This is a genomic window from Pseudomonas maumuensis (assembly GCF_019139675.1).
Classification (GTDB): Bacteria; Pseudomonadota; Gammaproteobacteria; order Pseudomonadales; family Pseudomonadaceae; genus Aquipseudomonas; species Aquipseudomonas maumuensis.
This window is the reverse complement of the sequence record NZ_CP077077.1, coordinates 4072336-4091798: the sequence shown is the minus strand read 5'-3', so window position 1 is coordinate 4091798 and position 19463 is coordinate 4072336. Positions and strand designations below refer to the sequence as shown.

The following is a 19463-nucleotide window of genomic DNA, read 5'->3' as shown; positions in this document are numbered from 1 at the left end:
GGCTCTGGTGATCCCCGAACTGGGCCAATTGGCGATGATCCTGGCCATCTGCTTCGCCGCCGTGCAGGCCAGCGTGCCGCTGCTCGGCGCTTGGCGCGGCGACAGCCTGTGGATGGGCCTGGCGCGGCCGGCGGCCTGGGGGCAGTTCGCCTTCCTGGCCTTCGCCTTTGCCTGCCTTACCCACGCCTTCATGACCGACAACTTCTCGGTCGCCTATGTGGCCAGCAACTCCAACAGCGCCTTGCCCTGGTACTACAAGTTCAGTGCCGTCTGGGGCGCGCACGAAGGCTCGCTGCTGCTGTGGGCGTTGATCCTCGGCGGCTGGACCTTCGCCGTGTCGGTCTTCTCGCGGCAGTTGCCCCAGGTGATGCTGGCCCGGGTGCTGGCGGTGATGGGCATGATCAGCGTGGGTTTCCTGAGTTTCCTGATCATCACTTCCAATCCGTTCCAGCGCCTGCTGCCGCAGGTGCCGGGCGACGGACGCGACCTCAACCCGCTGCTGCAGGACTTCGGCCTGATCGTCCACCCACCGATGCTGTACATGGGCTACGTGGGCTTCTCGGTGGCTTTCGCCTTCGCCATCGCCGCCTTGCTCGGCGGGCGCCTGGACGCGGCCTGGGCGCGCTGGTCGCGGCCCTGGACCATCGTCGCCTGGGCCTTCCTCGGCGTCGGCATCACCCTCGGCTCGTGGTGGGCCTACTACGAACTGGGCTGGGGCGGCTGGTGGTTCTGGGATCCGGTCGAAAACGCCTCGTTCATGCCCTGGCTGGTCGGTACGGCGCTGATCCACTCGCTGGCGGTCACCGAAAAGCGCGGGGTGTTCAAGAGCTGGACCGTGCTGCTGGCCATCGCCGCGTTCTCCCTGAGCCTGCTGGGTACATTCCTGGTGCGTTCCGGTGTACTGACCTCGGTGCACGCGTTCGCCGCCGATCCTTCGCGCGGCATCTTCATCCTGTTCTTCCTGCTGTTCGTGGTCGGCGGCTCGCTGACCCTGTTCGCCCTGCGCGCCCCGGTGGTCAAGAGCCAGGTGGGCTTTGCCCTGTGGTCCCGTGAAACCTTGCTTCTGGCCAACAACCTGGTGCTGGTGGTGGCGGCCTCGATGATCCTGCTCGGCACCCTCTATCCGCTGGTGCTAGACGCCCTGACCGGGGCCAAGCTGTCGGTCGGCCCGCCGTATTTCGACGCCTTGTTCCTGCCGCTGATGGCGCTGCTGATGGTGGTGCTGGGTATCGGTGTGGTGGTGCGTTGGAAGGACACCCCCGGCAAGTGGCTGGCCGGCATGCTGACCCCGGTGCTGGTCGGTAGCGCGGTGCTGGCACCGGTCGCCGGGCTGATCGTCGACGATTTCGATTGGCCGGCCCTCAGCGTGTTCGCCCTGGCTGCCTGGGTGGTGCTCGCTGGCGTGCGCGACATCCTCGACAAGACTCGTCACAAGGGCCTGGTCAAAGGCCTGGCTGGGCTCAACCGCAGCTATTGGGGCATGCACCTGGCGCACCTTGGCCTGGTGGTCTGTGCCCTGGGCGTGGTGCTGTCGAGCAACAACAGTGCTGAGCGCGACCTGCGCATGGCGCCGGGCGAGACCGTCGAGCTGGGCGGTTACCACTTCCTGTTCGAGGGCGCCAAACACTTTGAGGGCCCGAACTTCATCTCCGACAAGGGCACTATCCGCGTTTCGCGCGATGGCCGCGAAGTGTCCGTGCTGCACCCGGAAAAACGCCTGTACACCGTGCAGCAGTCGATGATGACCGAGGCCGGCATCGATGCCGGTTTCACCCGCGATCTGTACGTTGCCTTGGGCGAACCGCTGGAAAACGGCGCCTGGGCGGTGCGGGTACATATCAAACCTTATGTCCGCTGGATCTGGCTGGGCGGTCTGCTGACCGGCCTGGGCGGCTTGCTGGCGGCCCTCGACCGACGCTACCGTGTCAAGGTCAAGACCCGGGTGCGTGAGGCCCTGGGCGTGTCTGGAGCAACTGCATGAAGCGTTGGATCATGGTGGTGCCCCTGGCGGTGTTCCTGCTGGTGGCGGTCTTTCTCTACAAGGGGTTGTTCCTCAAGCCCGACGAACTGCCTTCGGCGATGATCGGCAAGCCCTTCCCGGCGTTCTCGCTGGCGGCGGTGCAGGGCGATCGTACGCTTACCCAGGCCGACCTGGCCGGGCGCCCGGCGCTGGTCAACGTGTGGGGCACCTGGTGCCCGTCGTGCAAGGTCGAGCACCCGTACCTGAACCAGCTGGCCGAGCAGGGCGTGGTGATCCACGGGGTCAACTACAAGGACGACAACGCCGCCGCGCTGAAGTGGCTGGCCGAGTTCCACAACCCTTACCAGCTGAACATCGCCGACCAGCAAGGCACACTGGGCCTGGACCTGGGCGTGTATGGCGCGCCGGAAACCTTCCTGATCGACGCCAAGGGCATCATCCGCTACAAGCATGTCGGTGTGGTCGATGCCACGGTGTGGCGCGAGCAACTGGCGCCGCTGTACCAGGGCCTGGTCGACGAGGCCAGGCCATGAGGCGCTGGCTTACCGCTGCCGTGCTCGGCCTGAGCCTGGCCGGGGTGGCCAAGGCCGCCATCGACACCTACCAGTTCCGCGACGAAGCCGAGCGCGAGCGCTACCAGCAACTGACCAAGGAACTGCGCTGCCCCAAGTGCCAGAACCAGGACATCGCTGATTCCAACGCACCGATCGCCGCCGACCTGCGCCGCGAGATCTTCCGCATGCTGGGTGAAGGCAAGAACAACCAGCAGATCGTTGATTTCATGGTCGATCGCTACGGCGACTTCGTGCGCTACAAGCCTGCGCTCAGCGGGCGCACCTGGCTGCTCTGGTTCGGCCCGGGGATCCTCCTGGCCGGTGGTTTCGTGGTGTTGGCGGTGATCGTCCGCCGCCGCCGCGGCCAGGCCCTGGCCGGCAACACCGAACTGTCCGCCGACGAACGCGAGCGTCTGGCCAAACTGCTGGATAAAGAACGTACCCATGACTGAATTCTGGCTTAGCGCGGGCCTGCTACTGCTCGCCGCCCTGGCTTTTCTGCTGCTGCCGATCCTGCGTGGCCACCGCCGCCAGCAGGCCGAACAAGACCGTACCGCACTCAATGTGGCGCTCTACGAGGAGCGCGTCGCCGAACTGTCCGCCCAGCAGGCGGCCGGCGTGCTCGACGACCGGCAATTGGCCACGGGGCGTGACGAAGCCGCTCGCGAGCTGCTGGCCGACACCGAACGCGACGAGGCAGCGCGCCAGGGCCGCCTGGGCAAGGCCATCCCGCTGCTGGCGGCGGTGCTGGTGCCGGTGATGGCCCTGGGGCTCTACCTGCACTTCGGCGCAGCCGACAAGGTCGAGTTGACCCAGGAGTTCGCCAGCGCGCCGCAGTCGATGAGCGAAATGACCACGCGCCTGGAGCGCGCGGTGCAGGCCCAGCCGGACTCGGCCGAAGGCCTTTACTTCCTCGGTCGGGCCTACATGGCCGAGCAGCGGCCGGTGGATGCGGCCAAGGCTTTCGAGCGTGCCGTGGCCTTGGCCGGACGCCAGCCCGAGCTACTTGGGCAATGGGCTCAGGCGCTGTATTTCGCCGCCGACAAACAATGGTCGGCGCAACTGCAGGCGCTCACCGATGAAGCGCTGAAGGCCGACCCACGGGAAGTCACCAGCCTGGGCCTGCGTGGCATCGCTGCATTCGAGGGCGAGCGCTTCCAGGAAGCCATCGACTACTGGCAGCGCCTGTTGGCGCAACTGCCGCAGGGCGATGCCTCCCGTGCCGCGCTGCAGGGTGGTATCGATCGTGCCGCCGACAAGCTCAAGGCCGGCGGCGGCAAGGTCGCCGAGGCCGCTCGCCTGAAAGTACGGGTCGAGCTGGCCGCGGCGCTCAAGGACAAGGTGCGCCCGGACGACACCGTGTTCATCTTCGCCCGTGCCAGCAACGGCCCGCCCATGCCGCTGGCAGCCAAGCGGGTGACGGTGGCGCAATTGCCGATCGAAGTGGAGCTGTCCGATGCCGATGCGATGATGCCGCAGATGAAACTGTCGGACTTCACCGAAGTCCAACTGGTTGCCCGCGTCTCGCGCGCCGGCGTGCCGACCCGTGGCGAGTGGAAGGGCCAGAGTGCGCCACTGGCCACCACCACCCAGGCCACCCAGCACCTGACCATCGACAGCCCCGATTCGTAAGAGAGCAACCGTCATGAACTGCACCGTCCGCTTGACCCTGATCACCCTGGCCCTGGGTCTTTCCGCGTGTACGGTGCACCAGCCGGGCGAGCGTGAACCGCTGCCGCCGATCGAGACCACGCCGCCGCCGCACCAGGGGCCGGTGGTCAAGCCACTGCCGGGTGGCCAGCCCGGTACCCAGCCGAGCAAGCCGGCGGCGATTCCCAAGCCCATGCCACGCACCTCCGCCAGCTTCGCGCCGCCGCCCGGTGGCGCCAGCCACTGGGACCCGAAGCTGGGGGTCTATGTGCTGGAAAAGCAACCCAATACCTTCTATCGCCAGCGTACCTATTACCGCTGGAACAACGGCTGGAGCTGGTCGCTGAGCCCTAACGGGCCCTGGCAGGACACCGACAGCAGTGGCGTGCCAGGCGGCTTGGGTCGGGCGTTCGCGCAGTAGCGATTGTCTGGCGGGCTGGCATAATCCCCCTTCGCATACAACCGGAGGGTGGCATGAGCAAGACAGTCCTGGTGCTGGTGGAAACCGTCGATGACTACCTACCGCTGCTGGAGCAAGCCGGCTACCGGCTGATCCGCGCACCTTCGCCACAAATGCGCGCCGACGCCATTGTCCGGCATGCCGGCGAGATCGACGCCGTGCTCACCCGCGGTCCGCTGGGCCTCACGGCCGACGAAATTGCCACTTTGACCCAACTCCAGATCATCTGCGTGATCGGCGCCGGCTACGAGCAGGTCGACCTCGAGGCTGCCGCAGCGCGCGGTATTACCGTTACCAATGGCGCTGGGGCAAACGCCGGTCCCGTCGCCGACCACGCCATGGCGTTGCTGCTGGCGCTGTTGCGCGATATCCCGCGTGCCGATGCCAGTACCCGGCGCGGCGAATGGAACCGGGTGATCAGCCCCTCGATCAGCGGTAAGCGTCTGGGCATCATCGGCCTGGGTGCGGTCGGCCAGGCCATCGCCCGTCGTGCTAGCCAGGGCTTCGACATGAATGTCAGTTACCACAGCCGCACACCTCGCCGGGACCAAGCGTACACCTGGTACGACAGCCCGTTGCATCTGGCCGATGCCGTGGACATCCTGGTGGTCGCCACGCCCGGCGGCGCTGCTACCCGGCATCTGGTCGATGCCCCGGTGCTGGAGGCACTGGGTGCCGAGGGCTACCTGGTCAATATCGCTCGGGCCAGCGTCGTGGACACCACGGCGTTGGTCGCGGCACTGGAGCAGGGCGTGATCGCGGGGGCGGCGCTGGACGTGTTCGATGACGAACCGGCCGTGCCCGCTGCGCTGAAGGCGCTGGGCAACACGGTGCTGACCCCGCATGTAGCCGGGCAGTCGCCGGAAGCGGCGCGCGACACCGTGAGCCTGGTGTTGCGCAACCTGCAGGCGTTCTTTGCCGGCGAGCCGGTGCTGACCCCGGTTCGTGGTTGAATCTTTTTCGAGTCCACCCGGCACTGCGCCGGGCTTGAGGAGCCTTTGCATGCAACTAGAGATCTTCCAGGTCGATGCCTTTTCGTCCGTGCCGTTCGGCGGCAATCCTGCGGCGGTGATTCCCCTGCAGAAGTGGCTGCCCGACGACGTTCTGCAGCGCATCGCCGAAGAGAACAACCTGTCCGAAACAGCGTACTTCGTGCGTAACGGCGAAGCGTTCGACTTGCGCTGGTTCACCCCGGCGGTGGAGGTCGACCTGTGTGGGCATGCGACATTGGCCGCGGCCTGGGTGCTGTTCGAGCAACTGGGCGAACAGGCCGAGGTTCTGCGCTTCAATACCCGCAGCGGGGAACTTCGGGTTTGGCGCAATGCCGATGGTCTTCTGGCAATGGATTTCCCGGCCAAGCAACCGGTTGCCGTCGAAATTCCGCAAGGGTTGCTCGAGGCGCTCGGGTTGCGCGAAGCCCGGGCGTTGTACCGGACGGACGATTACGTGTTGGTCATCGACGATGCCTCGCTGATTGAAGGGCTCAAGCCGGACTTCGTGGCGTTGTCGGCGTTCGATGTGCGTGGGATTGCCGTGACCGCGGCTGGGCGCGGGTTCGATTTCGTCACGCGGTGGTTCGGACCCAGGGTTGGCGTGAATGAAGACCCGGTAACCGGGTCGGCGCATACCTCGTTGGTGCCTTATTGGGCGCAGCGCCTGGGCAAGCGCAGTTTGCGCTGTGAGCAGGGTGGGGCGCGCAAGGGGCAGTTGCAGTGCGATTTGCCCGGGAATGGGCGGGTGATCATCAGCGGGCGGGGGGCGCTTTACTTGCGAGGGACGATTTTTGTTTGATTGCACCGAGCCTGAAGCTATCTCCCTCTTGGCAATCCAAGTAAAGTGCCGCTCCCTCGCCGTACCCCCGCAGAAGGAACCGATCTCATGACCACCACCGCCCTAGACATTGCCGTAGTTGGCGCCACCGGCACCGTCGGTGAATCCCTCGTCCAGATTCTCGAGGAAGTGGCCTTCCCGGTCTCCACCCTGCATCTGCTGGCCAGCATGGAATCCGCTGGCAGCAGCGTCATGTTCGCGGGCAAGAAGCTGAAAGTCCGCGAAGTGGACAGTTTCGACTTCACCCAGGTCCAGCTGGTGTTCTTCGCCGCCAGCCCGGCCGTCAGTCTCAGCTTCGCGCCCAAGGCGACTGCTGCCGGTTGCACAGTGATCGACCTGTCTGGCGCCCTGGACGGTGCCACCGCGCTGGTTCCGGAAGCCAATGGCGAGCGCATCGGCGAGCTGGCGCAACCCGCGCTGATCACCAGCCCGAGCGCCGGCGCGGTGGCACTGGCCGTGGCGCTGGCGCCACTCAGGGGGCTGCTCGATATCGAGCGCGTACAGGTCAACGCCTGCCTGGCGGTTTCGGAACAAGGCAGGGAGGCGGTCAGCGAGCTCGCCCGGCAGACCGCCGAACTGCTTAACGCACGTCCGCTGGAGCCGCGTTTCTTCGATCGTCAGGTAGCCTTCAACCTGTTGCCCCAGGTCGGTATGCCCGATGAGCAGGGTCACACGAGTGTGGAGCGCCGTCTGGTCAGCGAACTGCGCCAGGTGCTGGACCTGCCGCAATTGAAGATTTCCGTGACCTGCATTCAAGTCCCGGTGTTTTTCGGCGATAGCTTCAGTGTGGCGGTGCAGAGCCGTCGCTCGGTCGACCTGGCGGCCATCAACGCCGCGCTGGAGGCCGCAGACGGCATCGAGCTGGTCGAGCCGGGTGACTATCCGACGCCCGTGGGTGACGCGGTGGGTCAGGACGTGGTCTATGTTGGACGTGTACGCCATGGTGTCGATGAAGACCAGCAGCTCAATCTGTGGCTGACCACCGACAATGTGCGCAAGGGCGCGGCGCTGAACGCCGTGCAGGCGGCACAATTGTTGATAAAACACATGGCGTAAAAGATACTGCGAGCTATTTTGTCCTGCACCACACCAGGGTTTTCGGGACGTTTCATACAAGGGAAGAGTTCATGCTTCGAATTCGCAAACTGGTTCTGGCCATCGCGGCAGCCTCGGCGCTGTCGTCCGGCGTGGCGAACGCACTGGGGTTGGGCGAGCTGACCCTCAAGTCGGCGCAGAACCAGCCGCTGGATGCCGAGATCGAACTGCTCGACGTGCGCGACCTCACCGCGGCGGAAATGGCGCCAAGCCTGGCGTCGCCGGAAGAGTTCGCCAAGGCCGGGGTGGCCTTCCCGTCTTATCTCGAAGACCTCACCTTCACGCCGGTGATCAACCCCAACGGCAAGAGCGTGCTGCGGGTTACCTCCAGCAAGGCGCTGCCGGAGCCGGTGGTCAAGTTCCTGGTGCAGGTCATGTGGCCCCAGGGCCGTCTGCTGCGCGACTACAGTGTGCTGCTCGACCAGGCTCAGGCCCAGGGCAGCCAGCCGACTCAGGCTGGTATCAACCCGGCGGTCAGTGCGGGCAGCTACACCACCAAGCGCCGCGACACCCTTTGGCAGATCGCCGCGCGCAACACCAACGGCGGTTCGATCCAGCAGACCATGCTGGCCATCCAGGCACTGAACCCGGATGCCTTCATCGGCAACAACATCAACCAGCTCAAGACCGGCCAGGTGCTGCGCCTGCCCGATCAGCAGCAGGTGCAGAGCATTCCCCAGGCCCAGGCCAACCGTGAAGTCGCCGAGCAATACGCCGCCTGGCGTGAAGGCCGTCGCCTTGGGCCGCGGGCGCGGCAGCTGGATGCCACCCGCCGTGGCGAAGCTGGCGCGGCACCCGCGCGCATCGCCCAGGGCGACAATCTGCGTCTGGTGACGCCGGGCGCCAAGGGCGCGGCCGGTGAGGCCAAGGCATTGGGCGACAAGCTGGCCGTGGCCCAGGAAAGCCTCGACACCAGCCGCCGCGACAACGAAGAACTCAAGAGCCGGATGGTCGACCTGCAGAGCCAGCTGGACAAGCTGCAGCGCCTGATCGAACTGAAGAACGACCAATTGGCGCGTCTGGAGGCCCAGGGCGCTGCGGTGCCGCAGCCACCGGCAGCGGCGCTGCCGGGCGAGCCGGCGCCGGCGCAACCTGCCGTGAACGCGCAGCTGACCCCTGCCGAGCCGGTGGTCACCCCGGCGCCTGCCGCGGCCGACACCGCACCACAGGACGCGGCAGCCGAGGCGCCGGCCAGCGAAGAGCCCGGCATGTTCGACCAACTGCTAGGCAACCCGTTGTTGCTCGGTTTGATTGCCGGGTCCGCGTTCCTGGTGCTGCTGCTGTTGCTGCTGCTTCTGGCCCGCAAGCGCAAGGCTCAGCAGGAAGCTGAAAAACACCTGCGCATGGCCCGTGCCTTGGCCGAGGATGGTGAGCGTGGCCCGGACCTGGACCTGCCGCCGAGCAGTTTTGAAGGCCTGGATGTGTCGGCGCCAAGCGTCACTCTGTCGCCTGCGGTAGTGGCGGCTTCGGCCGCTGCGGCCGTTGCGGCGGAAAAGCCTGCGGCACCCGCCGAGGTCGTCGCCCCAGCGGCTGATCCGCGCGCGGCGTTGCTGGCCGAGGTGGATGAAAGCCTGGCCCGTGGTCGCCTCAACCATGCCGCCGACCTGCTCGAAGCGGCGGTGGCTTCCGAGCCGCAGCGCAGCGATCTGCGCTTGAAACTGATGGAAGTCTACGCACGTCAGGGCGACCAGGACGCGTTCGCTGGCCAGGAGCGCAAGCTGGCGGTCAACGACGCGAACCAGGCCGAGGTCGCCGCGCTCAAGGAGCGCTTCCCGGCCATGCTGGGTGTCGCGGCGGTGGCGGCAGGCGCTGCCGGGGCCGCGGCCCTGGCCGCCGAGCTGGATGAGCAGTATGTCCAGGACCTGCTGCAGGACAAGGAGCTGGAACTGGGCGAAAGCGCGCCGGAGCTCGTCGTGGAGCCGGTCGTGGCGACCGAGCCGGAGCCTGAGCCTGTGGTCGAAGAGGCCGACCTGGACAGCGCCTTCGACCTGAGTCTGGGCGATGACCTGCCGGTAGATGACCACCTCGACCTGGCCGGTCTCGAGGACCTGGTTGTCGAGGCGCCCGAGGCCGAAGCTGCGCCCGCCGTTGCCGAAACCGATGCCGACGACGACTTCGAGGCATTGCTCGCCCAGGCGCAGGCGACACCGCAAAATGTCGACGACTTGGCCGAATTCGACCTGGATGTTGCCGAAGAGCCGGTGGCTCCGACTGGCAGCGAGGAAGCCCCGGTGGACGTGGCGGCCGAACTGGCGGCCTTCGAGGCCATTCCGGAGTTCGATCCGATTTCCGAGCTGGAACTGCCCGAGGACTTCGACCTGTCGCTGTCGCTGGACGACGATTCACCGGCGGCGAAGAACTTCGCCTCGGAGCTGGACGACGTCAACGCCGAGCTCGACAAACTGTCGCAGAACCTCGATGTCCCGGCAGCACAACCCGAGCCGCAGTTCACCGCCGAGGACGCGGCGCTGGAACCTGAGCCACTGGACGATCTGGATTTCGACTTCTTCTCCGGTGCCGACGAGGTGGCCACCAAGCTCGACCTGGCCCGCGCCTACATCGACATGGGCGACCATCAGGGCGCCCGTGACATCCTCGACGAAGTGGTCAAGGACGGCGACGACAGCCAGCGCCAGGAAGCCAACGAGATGCTCTCGCGCCTGGTCTGAGGCAAAGCTGTACATCGCGGGGCAAGCCTGCCTTCACGCAAGCCGTGGGGGCGGGCTTGCCCCGCGATCATTTCGGCCCCTGCACGGTTTGCCGGTATACTCCCGCCTTTCGTTTCATCATCAGGTTTGCCGCTCTTGGACATCATCGACACCGCCGCCGCCGAATCGGCTGCCGAAGGCTACACCCGCATCGCTCTGGGCGTTGAATACAAAGGCTCGCGCTATCGCGGCTGGCAACGCCAGGCCAGCGGCGTGCCGAGTGTCCAGCAGGCTCTGGAACAGGCGCTGTCGACGGTGGCCAACGAACCTATCTCGGTGATCTGCGCCGGGCGCACCGATGCCGGCGTCCATGGCTGCGGGCAGATCGTGCATTTCGACACCCGCGCCGTGCGCGACGAGCGCGCCTGGACCCTGGGCACCAACTTCAACCTGCCCCACGACATCAGCGTGGTCTGGTCGGCGCCCATGCCGGCGCATTTCCATGCCCGCTTCAAGGCCACCGCGCGGCGCTATCGCTATGTGATCTACAACGATCCGATCCGCCCGGCGCACCTGGCCGAGGAGGTCACCTGGAACCACCGCCCGCTGGACGTCGAGCGCATGGCCGAGGCCGCGCAGTACCTGCTGGGCACCCATGACTTCAGTGCCTTCCGCGCAAGCCAGTGTCAGGCCAAGTCGCCGATCAAGCATATCCACCACCTGCGTGTGACCCGGCATGGCCGGATGATCGTGCTGGATGTGCGTGCCACCGCGTTCCTGCACCACATGGTGCGCAACATTGCCGGCGTGCTGATGACCATCGGTGCCGGCGAGCGTCCGGTGGAGTGGGCCCGCGAAGTGCTGGAAGGGCGCAATCGCCGCGAGGGCGGGGTGACTGCGCACCCGTACGGCCTGTACCTGGTACAGGTGGAATACCCGCAAGAGTACGCGTTGCCGCAGCGTTACATCGGCCCACACTTTCTCAGCGGTTACGAGGCGCTGGCGGACTGACGGGGCACAGGTCATTTGCTACCATCGGCGCTTTCCCGATCACTCAAGGTTCGCTGTCCATGAGCAATGTTCGCAGCAAGATCTGCGGGATTACCCGCATCGAGGATGCCCTGGCTGCGGTCGAGGCCGGCGCCGACGCCCTCGGTTTCGTCTTTTATGCGAAAAGCCCGCGGGCGGTGGACGTGCGCCAGGCGCGGGCGATCATCGACGCGCTGCCGCCGTTCGTCACCACCGTGGGGCTGTTCGTCAACGCTTCGCGCTGCGAGCTCAACGAGATCCTCGAAGTGGTTTCCCTGGACCTGCTACAGTTCCACGGCGATGAAACCCCAGCCGATTGCGAGGGCTACCACCGCCCCTGGATCAAGGCCCTGCGGGTGCGCCCGGGGGATGACCTGGAGGCTGCCTGCCGGCACTACGCTGGCGCTCGCGGCATCCTGCTGGATGCCTATGTACCAGGCGTGCCGGGAGGAACCGGCGAAGCGTTCGACTGGTCACTGATTCCGCAACGCCTGAGCAAGCCGATCATCCTTGCCGGTGGCCTGTCGGCCGACAACGTTGCCGAGGCCATTCGCCAGGTGCGCCCGTATGCGGTGGATGTCAGCGGCGGAGTGGAGCAGGCCAAGGGCATCAAGGATGGGGCAAAGATCGAAGCCTTCATGCAGGCGGTCAAGCACGCGTGAACGCGGATGTGACGGCTGGCCGCGCGCCATCGTCCATAGCTTTCGCAGCCCGGTGCTGCCAGGCCGCGCCAGAGCGCGGGGCATGCCGGGGAAGAATTGGAGGTGGGGCGGCCCGAGGTCGGTCCATCGTCGCTTTACAAAAGAATTTGAGCTCAAGGGCAGGGCGGGGCCGCAAAGGTCTCCCCGGCCAATACTGGAGAAAGCAAGCATGAGCAACTGGTTGGTAGACAAACTGATCCCTTCGATCATGCGTTCCGAGGTGAAGAAGAGCTCGGTACCGGAAGGGCTGTGGCACAAGTGCCCGTCCTGCGAAGCCGTGCTGTATCGCCCGGAGCTGGAAAAGACCCTCGACGTCTGCCCTAAGTGCAACCACCACATGCGTATTGGCGCCCGCGCGCGCATCGATATCTTCCTCGATCCAGAAGGTCGTGCCGAACTGGGTGCCGACCTGGAACCGGTCGACCGCCTGAAGTTCCGTGACGGCAAGAAGTACAAGGACCGCCTGACCGCCGCGCAGAAGCAGACCGGCGAGAAGGATGCGCTGATCTCCATGAGCGGCACCCTGATGGGCATGCCGATCGTGGTCAGCGCCTTCGAGTTCTCCTTCATGGGTGGCTCGATGGGCGCCATCGTCGGCGAGCGCTTCGTGCGCGCCGCCAACTACGCCCTGGAAAATCGCTGCCCGATGGTCTGCTTCTCCGCTTCCGGCGGCGCACGCATGCAGGAAGCGCTGATCTCGCTGATGCAGATGGCCAAGACCTCCGCCGTGCTGGCGCGCCTGCGCGAAGAAGGCATTCCGTTCATCTCGGTGCTGACCGACCCGGTCTACGGCGGCGTTTCCGCCAGCCTGGCGATGCTTGGCGACGTGATTGTCGGCGAACCGAAGGCGCTGATCGGCTTTGCCGGTCCGCGGGTGATCGAGCAGACCGTGCGCGAGAAATTGCCGGAAGGCTTCCAGCGCAGCGAGTTCCTGCTGGAGCACGGCGCCATCGACCTGATCATCTCCCGCGACGAGCTGCGTCCGCGCCTGGCCCGTCTGCTGGCGCAGATGACTGGCCAGCCGACCCCGGAAGCGGCCAAAGAGGTCGCCGCGGTCGCGTGATGAACCAGCGCAGCCTGGGCGACTGGCTCGCCTACCTCGAACAGTTGCACCCTTCGGCCATCGACATGGGCCTGGAGCGCTCGCAACAGGTGCTGACGCGCCTGGGGCTGGGCACGCTGGCGCCCCGTGTGGTCACGGTGACCGGCACCAACGGCAAAGGCTCGACCTGCGCCTTCGTGGCCGCATTGCTGCGCGCCCAGGGGCTCAAGGTCGGGGTGTACAGTTCGCCGCATCTGCTGCGCTACAACGAGCGGGTGCTGATCGAAGGTTGCGAGGCCAGCGATGAGCGCCTGTGCGAGGCGTTTGCCGCCGTGGAAGCAGCGCGCGGCGAGATCTCGCTGACCTATTTCGAAATGGGCACCCTGGCGGCGTTCTGGCTGTTCAAGCAGTCCGCGCTGGACGCGGTGGTGCTCGAGGTCGGCCTGGGTGGCCGGCTGGACGCGGTCAACCTGGTGGATGCCGACATTGCGCTGGTCACCAGTATCGGTGTCGACCACGTCGACTACCTGGGCGATAGCCGCGAGTCGGTGGCCTATGAGAAGGCGGGGATCTTCCGTCGAGGCAAGCCGGCGCTGTGCGGTGACCTGGATCCGCCGCAGCCTTTGCTGGACAAGGTGCGCGAGCTGGATTGCCCGTTCTTCCTGCGCGGGCGTGATTTCGACCTTACGAGCGGCGCCGAACATTGGCACTGGCGCGGTCGCCAACTTGACGGTTCATCCGTTGAGCTTGGTGGCCTGCCGTTGCTCGACCTGCCCATGGAAAACGCCGCGCTGGCGTTGCAGGCCTTCCTGCTGATGGGTCTGCCGTGGGATGCCGGCACGGTTCGTCAGGCCTTGCTGGACACGCGTATCACCGGTCGTCTCGACCGGCGTGGGCTGTCATTCCAGGGCAAGCGTGTGGAGCTGTTGCTGGATGTCGGCCACAATCCACACGCTGCCGAATACCTGGCCCGCCGCCTGTTGGCTCGCCCGGTGAAAGGCCGGCGCCTGGCGATATTCGGCTTGCTCGCCGACAAGGACCTCGATGGTGTTATTGCCCCGTTGCGGGCGCTGGTCGACGACTGGGCGGTGGCGCCCCTGGACACACCGCGCAGCCGCCCGGCCGCGGAGCTGGCGGATGCCTTGACGAACCTCGGTGCGACGGTGAAGTCTTACGCCAGTGTTGCGGCTGCCCTCGAAGGGCAGTGCGCCCGGGTGACGGCGGATGACCAGATCCTGCTGTTCGGTTCGTTTTTCTGCGTCGGCGAGGCCCTGGCCTGGCTTGAACGGCAGGTTTCCGAGGATGGAGTAGATGGCAGTGCTGGATAAAGGGATGAAGCAGCGCATGGTCGGTGCGCTGGTGCTGGTGGCGCTGGCGGTGATCTTCCTGCCGATGCTGTTCACCCGCGAGGACGAGATGCGCCAGGTGCGTGTCGAGGCGCCGGAAGCGCCAGCCATGCCCAATCTGCCTCAGGTGCAGGTGGAGCCTGTGCAGGTGCCGGAGCCACAACCGTTGCCGGAGCAGAACGACCAGCCTGTAGTGGTGGTCGACGAGTCCACGGCACCGGTGGCTACGCCGAGCCAGCCGATCACCCCGGCACCTGCGGCGCAGCCTCAGCCCAAACCGCAAACCCCTGTGCCTGCTCCGCCGGTTGCCAAGGTCGATCCCCGTCCGGCGCCTGCACCGAGCGTGGCGCCTGCCGCTGCTGCGGCCAAGCCCGCTGCGCCTTCGAAGATCGACGTCAACGGTCTGCCGGTGAGCTGGTCGATCCAGTTGGCCAGCTTGTCCAATCGGGCCGGTGCCGAAAATCTGCAGAAGACTCTGCGCAGTCAGGGCTACAACGCCTATATCCGTTCGGCGGACGGCCTGAACCGGGTATTCGTCGGGCCGTTGATCGAGCGGGCAGAAGCCGAGCGCCTGCGTGACGTGATCAATCGTCAGCAGAACCTGAAAGGTATCGTCGTGCGTTTCCAGCCGGAGCGTGGTTGACATCCATTGCGGGGGCAAACCGGCTCCCGCCTGCCGCGTGGGCGTGGGCTTGCACCGCGATGGTTTCAAGCCTGTAAAGCTGTCCCCAGAGTCAGCCTGCAGCCCTTCAAACACCTGACATTCCGCTTACCTCAAGCCCCCTTGCTCTGGTAAAATGCGCCGCCTCAAACGTCGGCAGGCAACACCGTGGCATTTACCTGGGTTGATTGGGCGATCATCGCGATCATCGCCATTTCCTCACTGATCAGTCTCAAGCGCGGCTTCGTCAAGGAAGCCTTGTCCCTGCTCATCTGGATTGTCGCCGGTGCGGTGGCCTGGATGTTCGGCGGCTCGCTTGCGCAGTATCTTGAAAGCTATATCCAGATGCCGTCCGCACGGGTCATTGCCGGCTGCGCCATTCTTTTCGTCGCCACGCTGCTGGTCGGGGCGATGCTCAATTTCCTCATCGGCGAGCTGATTCGCGTGACCGGGCTGTCCGGCACCGATCGTTTCCTCGGCATGGCCTTCGGCGCCGCGCGCGGGGGGCTGCTGGTAGTGGTAGCGGTCGGGCTGTTGAGCCTGGGGCCGGTGCAACAGGATCCGTGGTGGCAGGAATCGCGCCTGATACCACAATTTCTATTGGTAGCCGATTGGTCGAAGAACCTCATACTCGGGTTCAGCGGCCAGTGGATGTCCAGTGGGGTCAGCGCACCCGTTGACCTTCCGTTCAAGGAGCAGTTGCTCGGGCCGACCAAGCCCTGAGCGCGCTTCACTCAAGTTTCATCAAAGTAGGGGTTGCGTCGCATGTGTGGCATCGTCGGTATCGTCGGTAAGTCGAACGTCAATCAGGCGCTGTATGATGCGCTAACCGTGCTTCAGCACCGCGGCCAGGACGCTGCCGGTATCGTGACCAGCCACGACGGCCGGTTGTTCCTGCGCAAGGATAACGGCCTGGTGCGCGACGTCTTCCAGCAGCGCCACATGCAGCGCCTGGTGGGCAGCATCGGCATCGGCCACGTGCGTTACCCGACCGCCGGCAGCTCTACCTCGGCCGAGGCCCAGCCGTTCTACGTCAACTCGCCGTACGGCATCACCCTGGCGCACAACGGCAACCTGACCAACGTCGAGCAGTTGGCCAAGGAGATCTACGAGTCCGACCTGCGCCACGTCAACACCAACTCCGACTCCGAAGTGCTGCTGAACGTGTTCGCCCACGAGCTGGCCGTGCGCGGCAAGCTGCAGCCGACCGAGGAAGACGTGTTCGCCGCCGTTTCCCACGTGCACAGCCGCTGCGTCGGTGGCTACGCGGTGGTGGCGATGATCACCGGCTACGGTATCGTCGGTTTCCGCGACCCCAACGGCATCCGCCCGGTGGTGTTCGGCCAGCGCCACACCGACGAAGGCGTCGAATACATGATCGCCTCGGAAAGCGTGGCCCTGGATGTGCTCGGCTTCACCCTGATCCGCGACCTGGCGCCGGGCGAGGCGGTGTACATCACCGAAGGCGGCCAGATGTTCACCAAGCAGTGTGCCGAAAACCCGAAACTCCAGCCATGCATCTTCGAGCACGTCTACCTGGCCCGTCCGGACTCGATCATCGACGGTGTCTCGGTGTACAAGGCGCGCCTGCGCATGGGCGAGAAGCTGGCCGAGAAGATCCAGCGCGAGCGCCCGGACCACGACATCGACGTGGTCATCCCGATCCCCGACACCAGCCGCACCGCGGCGCTGGAACTGGCCAACCACCTGGGCGTCAAGTTCCGCGAAGGCTTCGTCAAGAACCGCTACATCGGCCGTACCTTCATCATGCCCGGCCAGGCCGCGCGCAAGAAGTCGGTGCGCCAGAAGCTCAACGCCATCGAGCTGGAATTCCGCGGCAAGAACGTGATGCTGGTGGACGACTCGATCGTGCGCGGCACCACCTGCAAGCAGATCATCCAGATGGCCCGCGAAGCCGGCGCCAAGAACGTCTACTTCTGCTCTGCGGCCCCTGCGGTACGCTACCCCAACGTCTACGGCATCGACATGCCGAGCGCTCACGAACTGATCGCCCACAACCGTACCACCGAACAGGTGGCCGAGTTGATCGGCGCCGACTGGCTGATCTATCAGGACCTGCCGGACCTGATCGAATCGGTCGGTGGCGGCAAGATCAAGATCGAGCATTTCGATTGCGCGGTGTTCAACGGTGAGTATGTCACCGGCGATATCGACGAAGCCTACCTCGACCGCATCGAGCAGGCCCGTAATGACCTGGCCAAGGTGAAGACCCAGGCTGTCAGCGCGATCATCGACCTGTACAACAACTGATTTGGGAGCGACGGCATGACCGAACAATGGGATGCCGGTCGACTGGACAGTGACCTCGAGGGTGTCGGTTTCGACACCCTGGCGGTGCGCGCCGGTCAGAACCGTACACCGGAGGCCGAGCACAGCGAAGCGCTGTTCCTGACCTCCAGCTATGTCTTCCGCACGGCCGCCGACGCTGCCGCGCGCTTTGCCGGCGAAACGCCGGGCAACGTCTATTCGCGCTACACCAACCCCACCGTGCGCGCCTTCGAGGAGCGCCTGGCGGCCATGGAAGGCGCCGAGCAGGCCGTGGCCACCTCCACCGGCATGGCGGCGATCCTCGCCGTGGTCATGTCGCTGTGCAGTGCCGGCGACCATGTGCTGGTGTCGCAGAGCGTGTTCGGCTCGACCATCAGCCTGTTCGAGAAGTATTTCAAGCGGTTCGGCGTGCAGGTGGACTACGTGCCACTGGTCGACCTGGGCGGCTGGGAAAAGGCCATCAAGGCCAACACCAAGCTGCTGGTCGTCGAGTCGCCTTCCAACCCGCTGGCCGAGCTGGTCGATATCAGCGCCCTGGCCGAAATCGCCCACGCCCGTGGCGCGCTGCTGGTGGTGGATAACTGCTTCAGCACCCCGGCCTTGCAGCAACCGCTCAAGCTCGGCGCCGACATCGTGTTCCATTCGGCGACCAAGTTCATCGACGGCCAGGGCCGTTGCATGGGCGGCGTGGTGGCCGGTCGTAGCGAGCAGATGAAGGAAGTCGTGGGCTTCCTGCGCACTGCCGGCCCGACCCTCAGCCCGTTCAACGCCTGGGTCTTCACCAAGGGCCTGGAGACCCTCAAGCTGCGCATGCGCGCCCACTGCGAGAGCGCCCAGGCGCTGGCCGAGTGGCTCGAGCAGCAGGAAGGTATCGAGAAGGTCCACTACGCCGGCCTGTCGAGCCATCCGCAGCATGAACTGGCCAAGCGCCAGATGAGCGGCTTCGGCGCGGTGGTGAGCTTCGAGGTGAAGGGCGGCAAGGAAGGCGCCTGGCGCTTCATCGACGCCACCCGGGTGATCTCGATCACTACCAACCTCGGTGACAGCAAGACCACCATCGCACACCCGGCGACCACCTCCCACGGCCGTCTGACGCCGCAGGAGCGTGAAGCGGCGGGTATCCGCGACAGCCTGGTGCGCGTGGCGGTCGGTCTGGAAGACGTGGCCGACCTGCAAGCCGACCTGGCCCGCGGCCTGGCGGCGCTGTGATCGACTGGAAGGGTGGCGAGCCTGGCCATAATGGTCGGGTGGCCCTGGTGACCGGTGCCGCCCGCGGCATCGGCCTGGGCATCGCCGCCTGGTTGATCTGCGAGGGCTGGCAGGTGGTGCTCGGCGACCTGGACCGCGCGCGTGGCGCCAAGGTCGCCAAGGCCCTGGGCGACAATGCCTTGTTCATCACCATGGATGTCGCCGACGAGGCCCAGGTCAGTGCCGGGGTCTCCGAGGTGCTCGGGCAGTTTGGCCGGCTGGACGCGCTGGTATGCAACGCGGCGATCGCCAATCCGCACAACCAGACGTTGGAGAGTTTGTCCCTGTCGCAGTGGAACCGGGTGCTGGCGGTCAACCTCAATGGCCCGATGCTGCTGGCCAAGCACTGCGCACCTTACCTGCGCGCCCATGGTGGTGCGATCGTCAACCTTACCTCGACCCGCGCCCGGCAGTCCGAGCCGGATACCGAGGCCTATGCCGCCAGCAAGGGCGGGCTGGTCGCCTTGACCCACGCCCTGGCCATGAGCCTGGGGCCGGAGATCCGCGTCAATGCGGTCAGCCCGGGCTGGATCGATGCCCGCGACCCTTCACAGCGGCGTGCCGAGCCCTTGTCCGAGGCTGATCATGCCCAGCATCCGACGGGCAGGGTAGGGACGGTGGAGGATGTGGCCGCACTGGTCGCGTGGCTGCTGTCGCGTCAGGCGGGGTTCGTCACCGGCCAGGAATTCGTGGTCGATGGCGGGATGACCCGCAAGATGATCTACACCTGAGCGGCAAGCTATCAGCCTCAAGCTGCAAGAGGGGACCGTGAGGTCCCCTTTGTCGTTATCTGGGTCGAATACAGTAGTGAGGGCAGCTTCAAGCTTGCAGCTTCTTTTTCCCCTTTTTGAAAAAAACTTCAATGGGGGTATTGACTTAGCATCGGTACCTGCGTAAATTTCGCGGCCTCAGCGAAGCAAACGCAACAA

The 19463-nt window shown here is 65.6% G+C and carries 18 protein-coding genes; all 18 read left to right on the top strand.

Going from position 1 to position 19463, the window contains the following annotated elements; all coding sequences use genetic code 11:
* Positions 1-7: 7 nt before the first annotated feature.
* The 18 genes from KSS90_RS18220 (at position 8) to KSS90_RS18135 (ending at position 19265) form a co-directional block, all read left to right on the top strand.
* A complete protein-coding gene (locus tag KSS90_RS18220) occupies positions 8-1981 on the top strand; it encodes a heme lyase CcmF/NrfE family subunit (RefSeq protein ID WP_217869825.1) in 1974 nt (657 codons plus the stop codon).
* Positions 1978-2514, top strand: a complete 537-nt coding sequence (locus KSS90_RS18215; protein ID WP_217866700.1) for a DsbE family thiol:disulfide interchange protein — start codon at positions 1978-1980, stop codon at positions 2512-2514. Before KSS90_RS18220 ends, KSS90_RS18215 begins: the two co-directional genes overlap by 4 nt.
* Positions 2511-2987 (top strand): cytochrome c-type biogenesis protein, encoded by a 477-nt coding sequence (locus KSS90_RS18210; RefSeq protein WP_217866699.1) that lies wholly within the window; start codon positions 2511-2513, stop codon positions 2985-2987. The genes KSS90_RS18215 and KSS90_RS18210 overlap by 4 nt, the downstream gene beginning before the upstream one ends.
* On the top strand, positions 2980-4167 hold the full coding sequence (gene ccmI / locus KSS90_RS18205; protein WP_217866698.1) for a c-type cytochrome biogenesis protein CcmI: 1188 nt from the start codon (positions 2980-2982) through the stop codon (positions 4165-4167). Before KSS90_RS18210 ends, ccmI begins: the two co-directional genes overlap by 8 nt.
* Before the next feature lie 13 nt (positions 4168-4180).
* Positions 4181-4606, top strand: coding sequence for a hypothetical protein (locus tag KSS90_RS18200; RefSeq protein WP_217866697.1), 426 nt, complete (start codon positions 4181-4183; stop codon positions 4604-4606).
* Between the two features lie 53 nt (positions 4607-4659).
* Positions 4660-5598, top strand: a complete 939-nt coding sequence (locus tag KSS90_RS18195) for a 2-hydroxyacid dehydrogenase (RefSeq protein ID WP_217866696.1) — start codon at positions 4660-4662, stop codon at positions 5596-5598.
* A gap of 49 nt (positions 5599-5647) precedes the next feature.
* Positions 5648-6436 (top strand): PhzF family phenazine biosynthesis protein, encoded by a 789-nt coding sequence (locus KSS90_RS18190; RefSeq protein ID WP_217866695.1) that lies wholly within the window; start codon positions 5648-5650, stop codon positions 6434-6436.
* Between the two features lie 87 nt (positions 6437-6523).
* Positions 6524-7531, top strand: a complete 1008-nt coding sequence (locus tag KSS90_RS18185; protein WP_217866694.1) for an aspartate-semialdehyde dehydrogenase — start codon at positions 6524-6526, stop codon at positions 7529-7531.
* Positions 7532-7602: 71 nt separating this feature from the next.
* Complete coding sequence (locus KSS90_RS18180; protein WP_217866693.1) at positions 7603-10239, top strand: FimV/HubP family polar landmark protein; 2637 nt, start codon at positions 7603-7605, stop codon at positions 10237-10239.
* Positions 10240-10374: 135 nt separating this feature from the next.
* Positions 10375-11229: a tRNA pseudouridine(38-40) synthase TruA gene (truA, locus tag KSS90_RS18175; protein ID WP_110739883.1), complete on the top strand. Its 855-nt coding sequence runs from the start codon at positions 10375-10377 to the stop codon at positions 11227-11229.
* 59 nt (positions 11230-11288) lie between these two features.
* Complete coding sequence (locus tag KSS90_RS18170) at positions 11289-11909, top strand: phosphoribosylanthranilate isomerase (protein WP_217866692.1); 621 nt, start codon at positions 11289-11291, stop codon at positions 11907-11909.
* A gap of 208 nt (positions 11910-12117) precedes the next feature.
* A complete protein-coding gene (gene accD / locus KSS90_RS18165; RefSeq protein ID WP_028690439.1) occupies positions 12118-13011 on the top strand; it encodes an acetyl-CoA carboxylase, carboxyltransferase subunit beta in 894 nt (297 codons plus the stop codon).
* A complete protein-coding gene (folC, locus tag KSS90_RS18160; RefSeq protein WP_217866691.1) occupies positions 13011-14318 on the top strand; it encodes a bifunctional tetrahydrofolate synthase/dihydrofolate synthase in 1308 nt (435 codons plus the stop codon). The genes accD and folC overlap by 1 nt, the downstream gene beginning before the upstream one ends.
* Positions 14302-14979, top strand: coding sequence for an SPOR domain-containing protein (locus tag KSS90_RS18155; RefSeq protein ID WP_217866690.1), 678 nt, complete (start codon positions 14302-14304; stop codon positions 14977-14979). Before folC ends, KSS90_RS18155 begins: the two co-directional genes overlap by 17 nt.
* Before the next feature lie 186 nt (positions 14980-15165).
* Positions 15166-15720: a CvpA family protein gene (locus tag KSS90_RS18150; protein WP_038706536.1), complete on the top strand. Its 555-nt coding sequence runs from the start codon at positions 15166-15168 to the stop codon at positions 15718-15720.
* Positions 15721-15762: 42 nt separating this feature from the next.
* On the top strand, positions 15763-17268 hold the full coding sequence (gene purF, locus KSS90_RS18145; protein WP_023631895.1) for an amidophosphoribosyltransferase: 1506 nt from the start codon (positions 15763-15765) through the stop codon (positions 17266-17268).
* Between the two features lie 15 nt (positions 17269-17283).
* On the top strand, positions 17284-18495 hold the full coding sequence (locus KSS90_RS18140) for an O-succinylhomoserine sulfhydrylase (protein ID WP_217866689.1): 1212 nt from the start codon (positions 17284-17286) through the stop codon (positions 18493-18495).
* Positions 18492-19265, top strand: a complete 774-nt coding sequence (locus KSS90_RS18135) for an SDR family oxidoreductase (RefSeq protein ID WP_217866688.1) — start codon at positions 18492-18494, stop codon at positions 19263-19265. The genes KSS90_RS18140 and KSS90_RS18135 overlap by 4 nt, the downstream gene beginning before the upstream one ends.
* The last annotated feature ends 198 nt before the right edge of the window (positions 19266-19463 follow it).

Coding starts and splice junctions, on each gene's coding strand:
- KSS90_RS18140 (WP_217866689.1), top strand. CDS start 17,284: ATGACCGAACAATGGGATGCCGGTCGACTGGACAGTGACCTCGAGGGT.
- KSS90_RS18185 (WP_217866694.1), top strand. CDS start 6,524: ATGACCACCACCGCCCTAGACATTGCCGTAGTTGGCGCCACCGGCACC.
- KSS90_RS18170 (WP_217866692.1), top strand. CDS start 11,289: ATGAGCAATGTTCGCAGCAAGATCTGCGGGATTACCCGCATCGAGGAT.
- ccmI (WP_217866698.1), top strand. CDS start 2,980: ATGACTGAATTCTGGCTTAGCGCGGGCCTGCTACTGCTCGCCGCCCTG.
- folC (WP_217866691.1), top strand. CDS start 13,011: ATGAACCAGCGCAGCCTGGGCGACTGGCTCGCCTACCTCGAACAGTTG.
- KSS90_RS18195 (WP_217866696.1), top strand. CDS start 4,660: ATGAGCAAGACAGTCCTGGTGCTGGTGGAAACCGTCGATGACTACCTA.
- purF (WP_023631895.1), top strand. CDS start 15,763: ATGTGTGGCATCGTCGGTATCGTCGGTAAGTCGAACGTCAATCAGGCG.
- KSS90_RS18155 (WP_217866690.1), top strand. CDS start 14,302: ATGGCAGTGCTGGATAAAGGGATGAAGCAGCGCATGGTCGGTGCGCTG.
- KSS90_RS18190 (WP_217866695.1), top strand. CDS start 5,648: ATGCAACTAGAGATCTTCCAGGTCGATGCCTTTTCGTCCGTGCCGTTC.
- accD (WP_028690439.1), top strand. CDS start 12,118: ATGAGCAACTGGTTGGTAGACAAACTGATCCCTTCGATCATGCGTTCC.
- KSS90_RS18210 (WP_217866699.1), top strand. CDS start 2,511: ATGAGGCGCTGGCTTACCGCTGCCGTGCTCGGCCTGAGCCTGGCCGGG.
- KSS90_RS18200 (WP_217866697.1), top strand. CDS start 4,181: ATGAACTGCACCGTCCGCTTGACCCTGATCACCCTGGCCCTGGGTCTT.
- KSS90_RS18215 (WP_217866700.1), top strand. CDS start 1,978: ATGAAGCGTTGGATCATGGTGGTGCCCCTGGCGGTGTTCCTGCTGGTG.
- KSS90_RS18180 (WP_217866693.1), top strand. CDS start 7,603: ATGCTTCGAATTCGCAAACTGGTTCTGGCCATCGCGGCAGCCTCGGCG.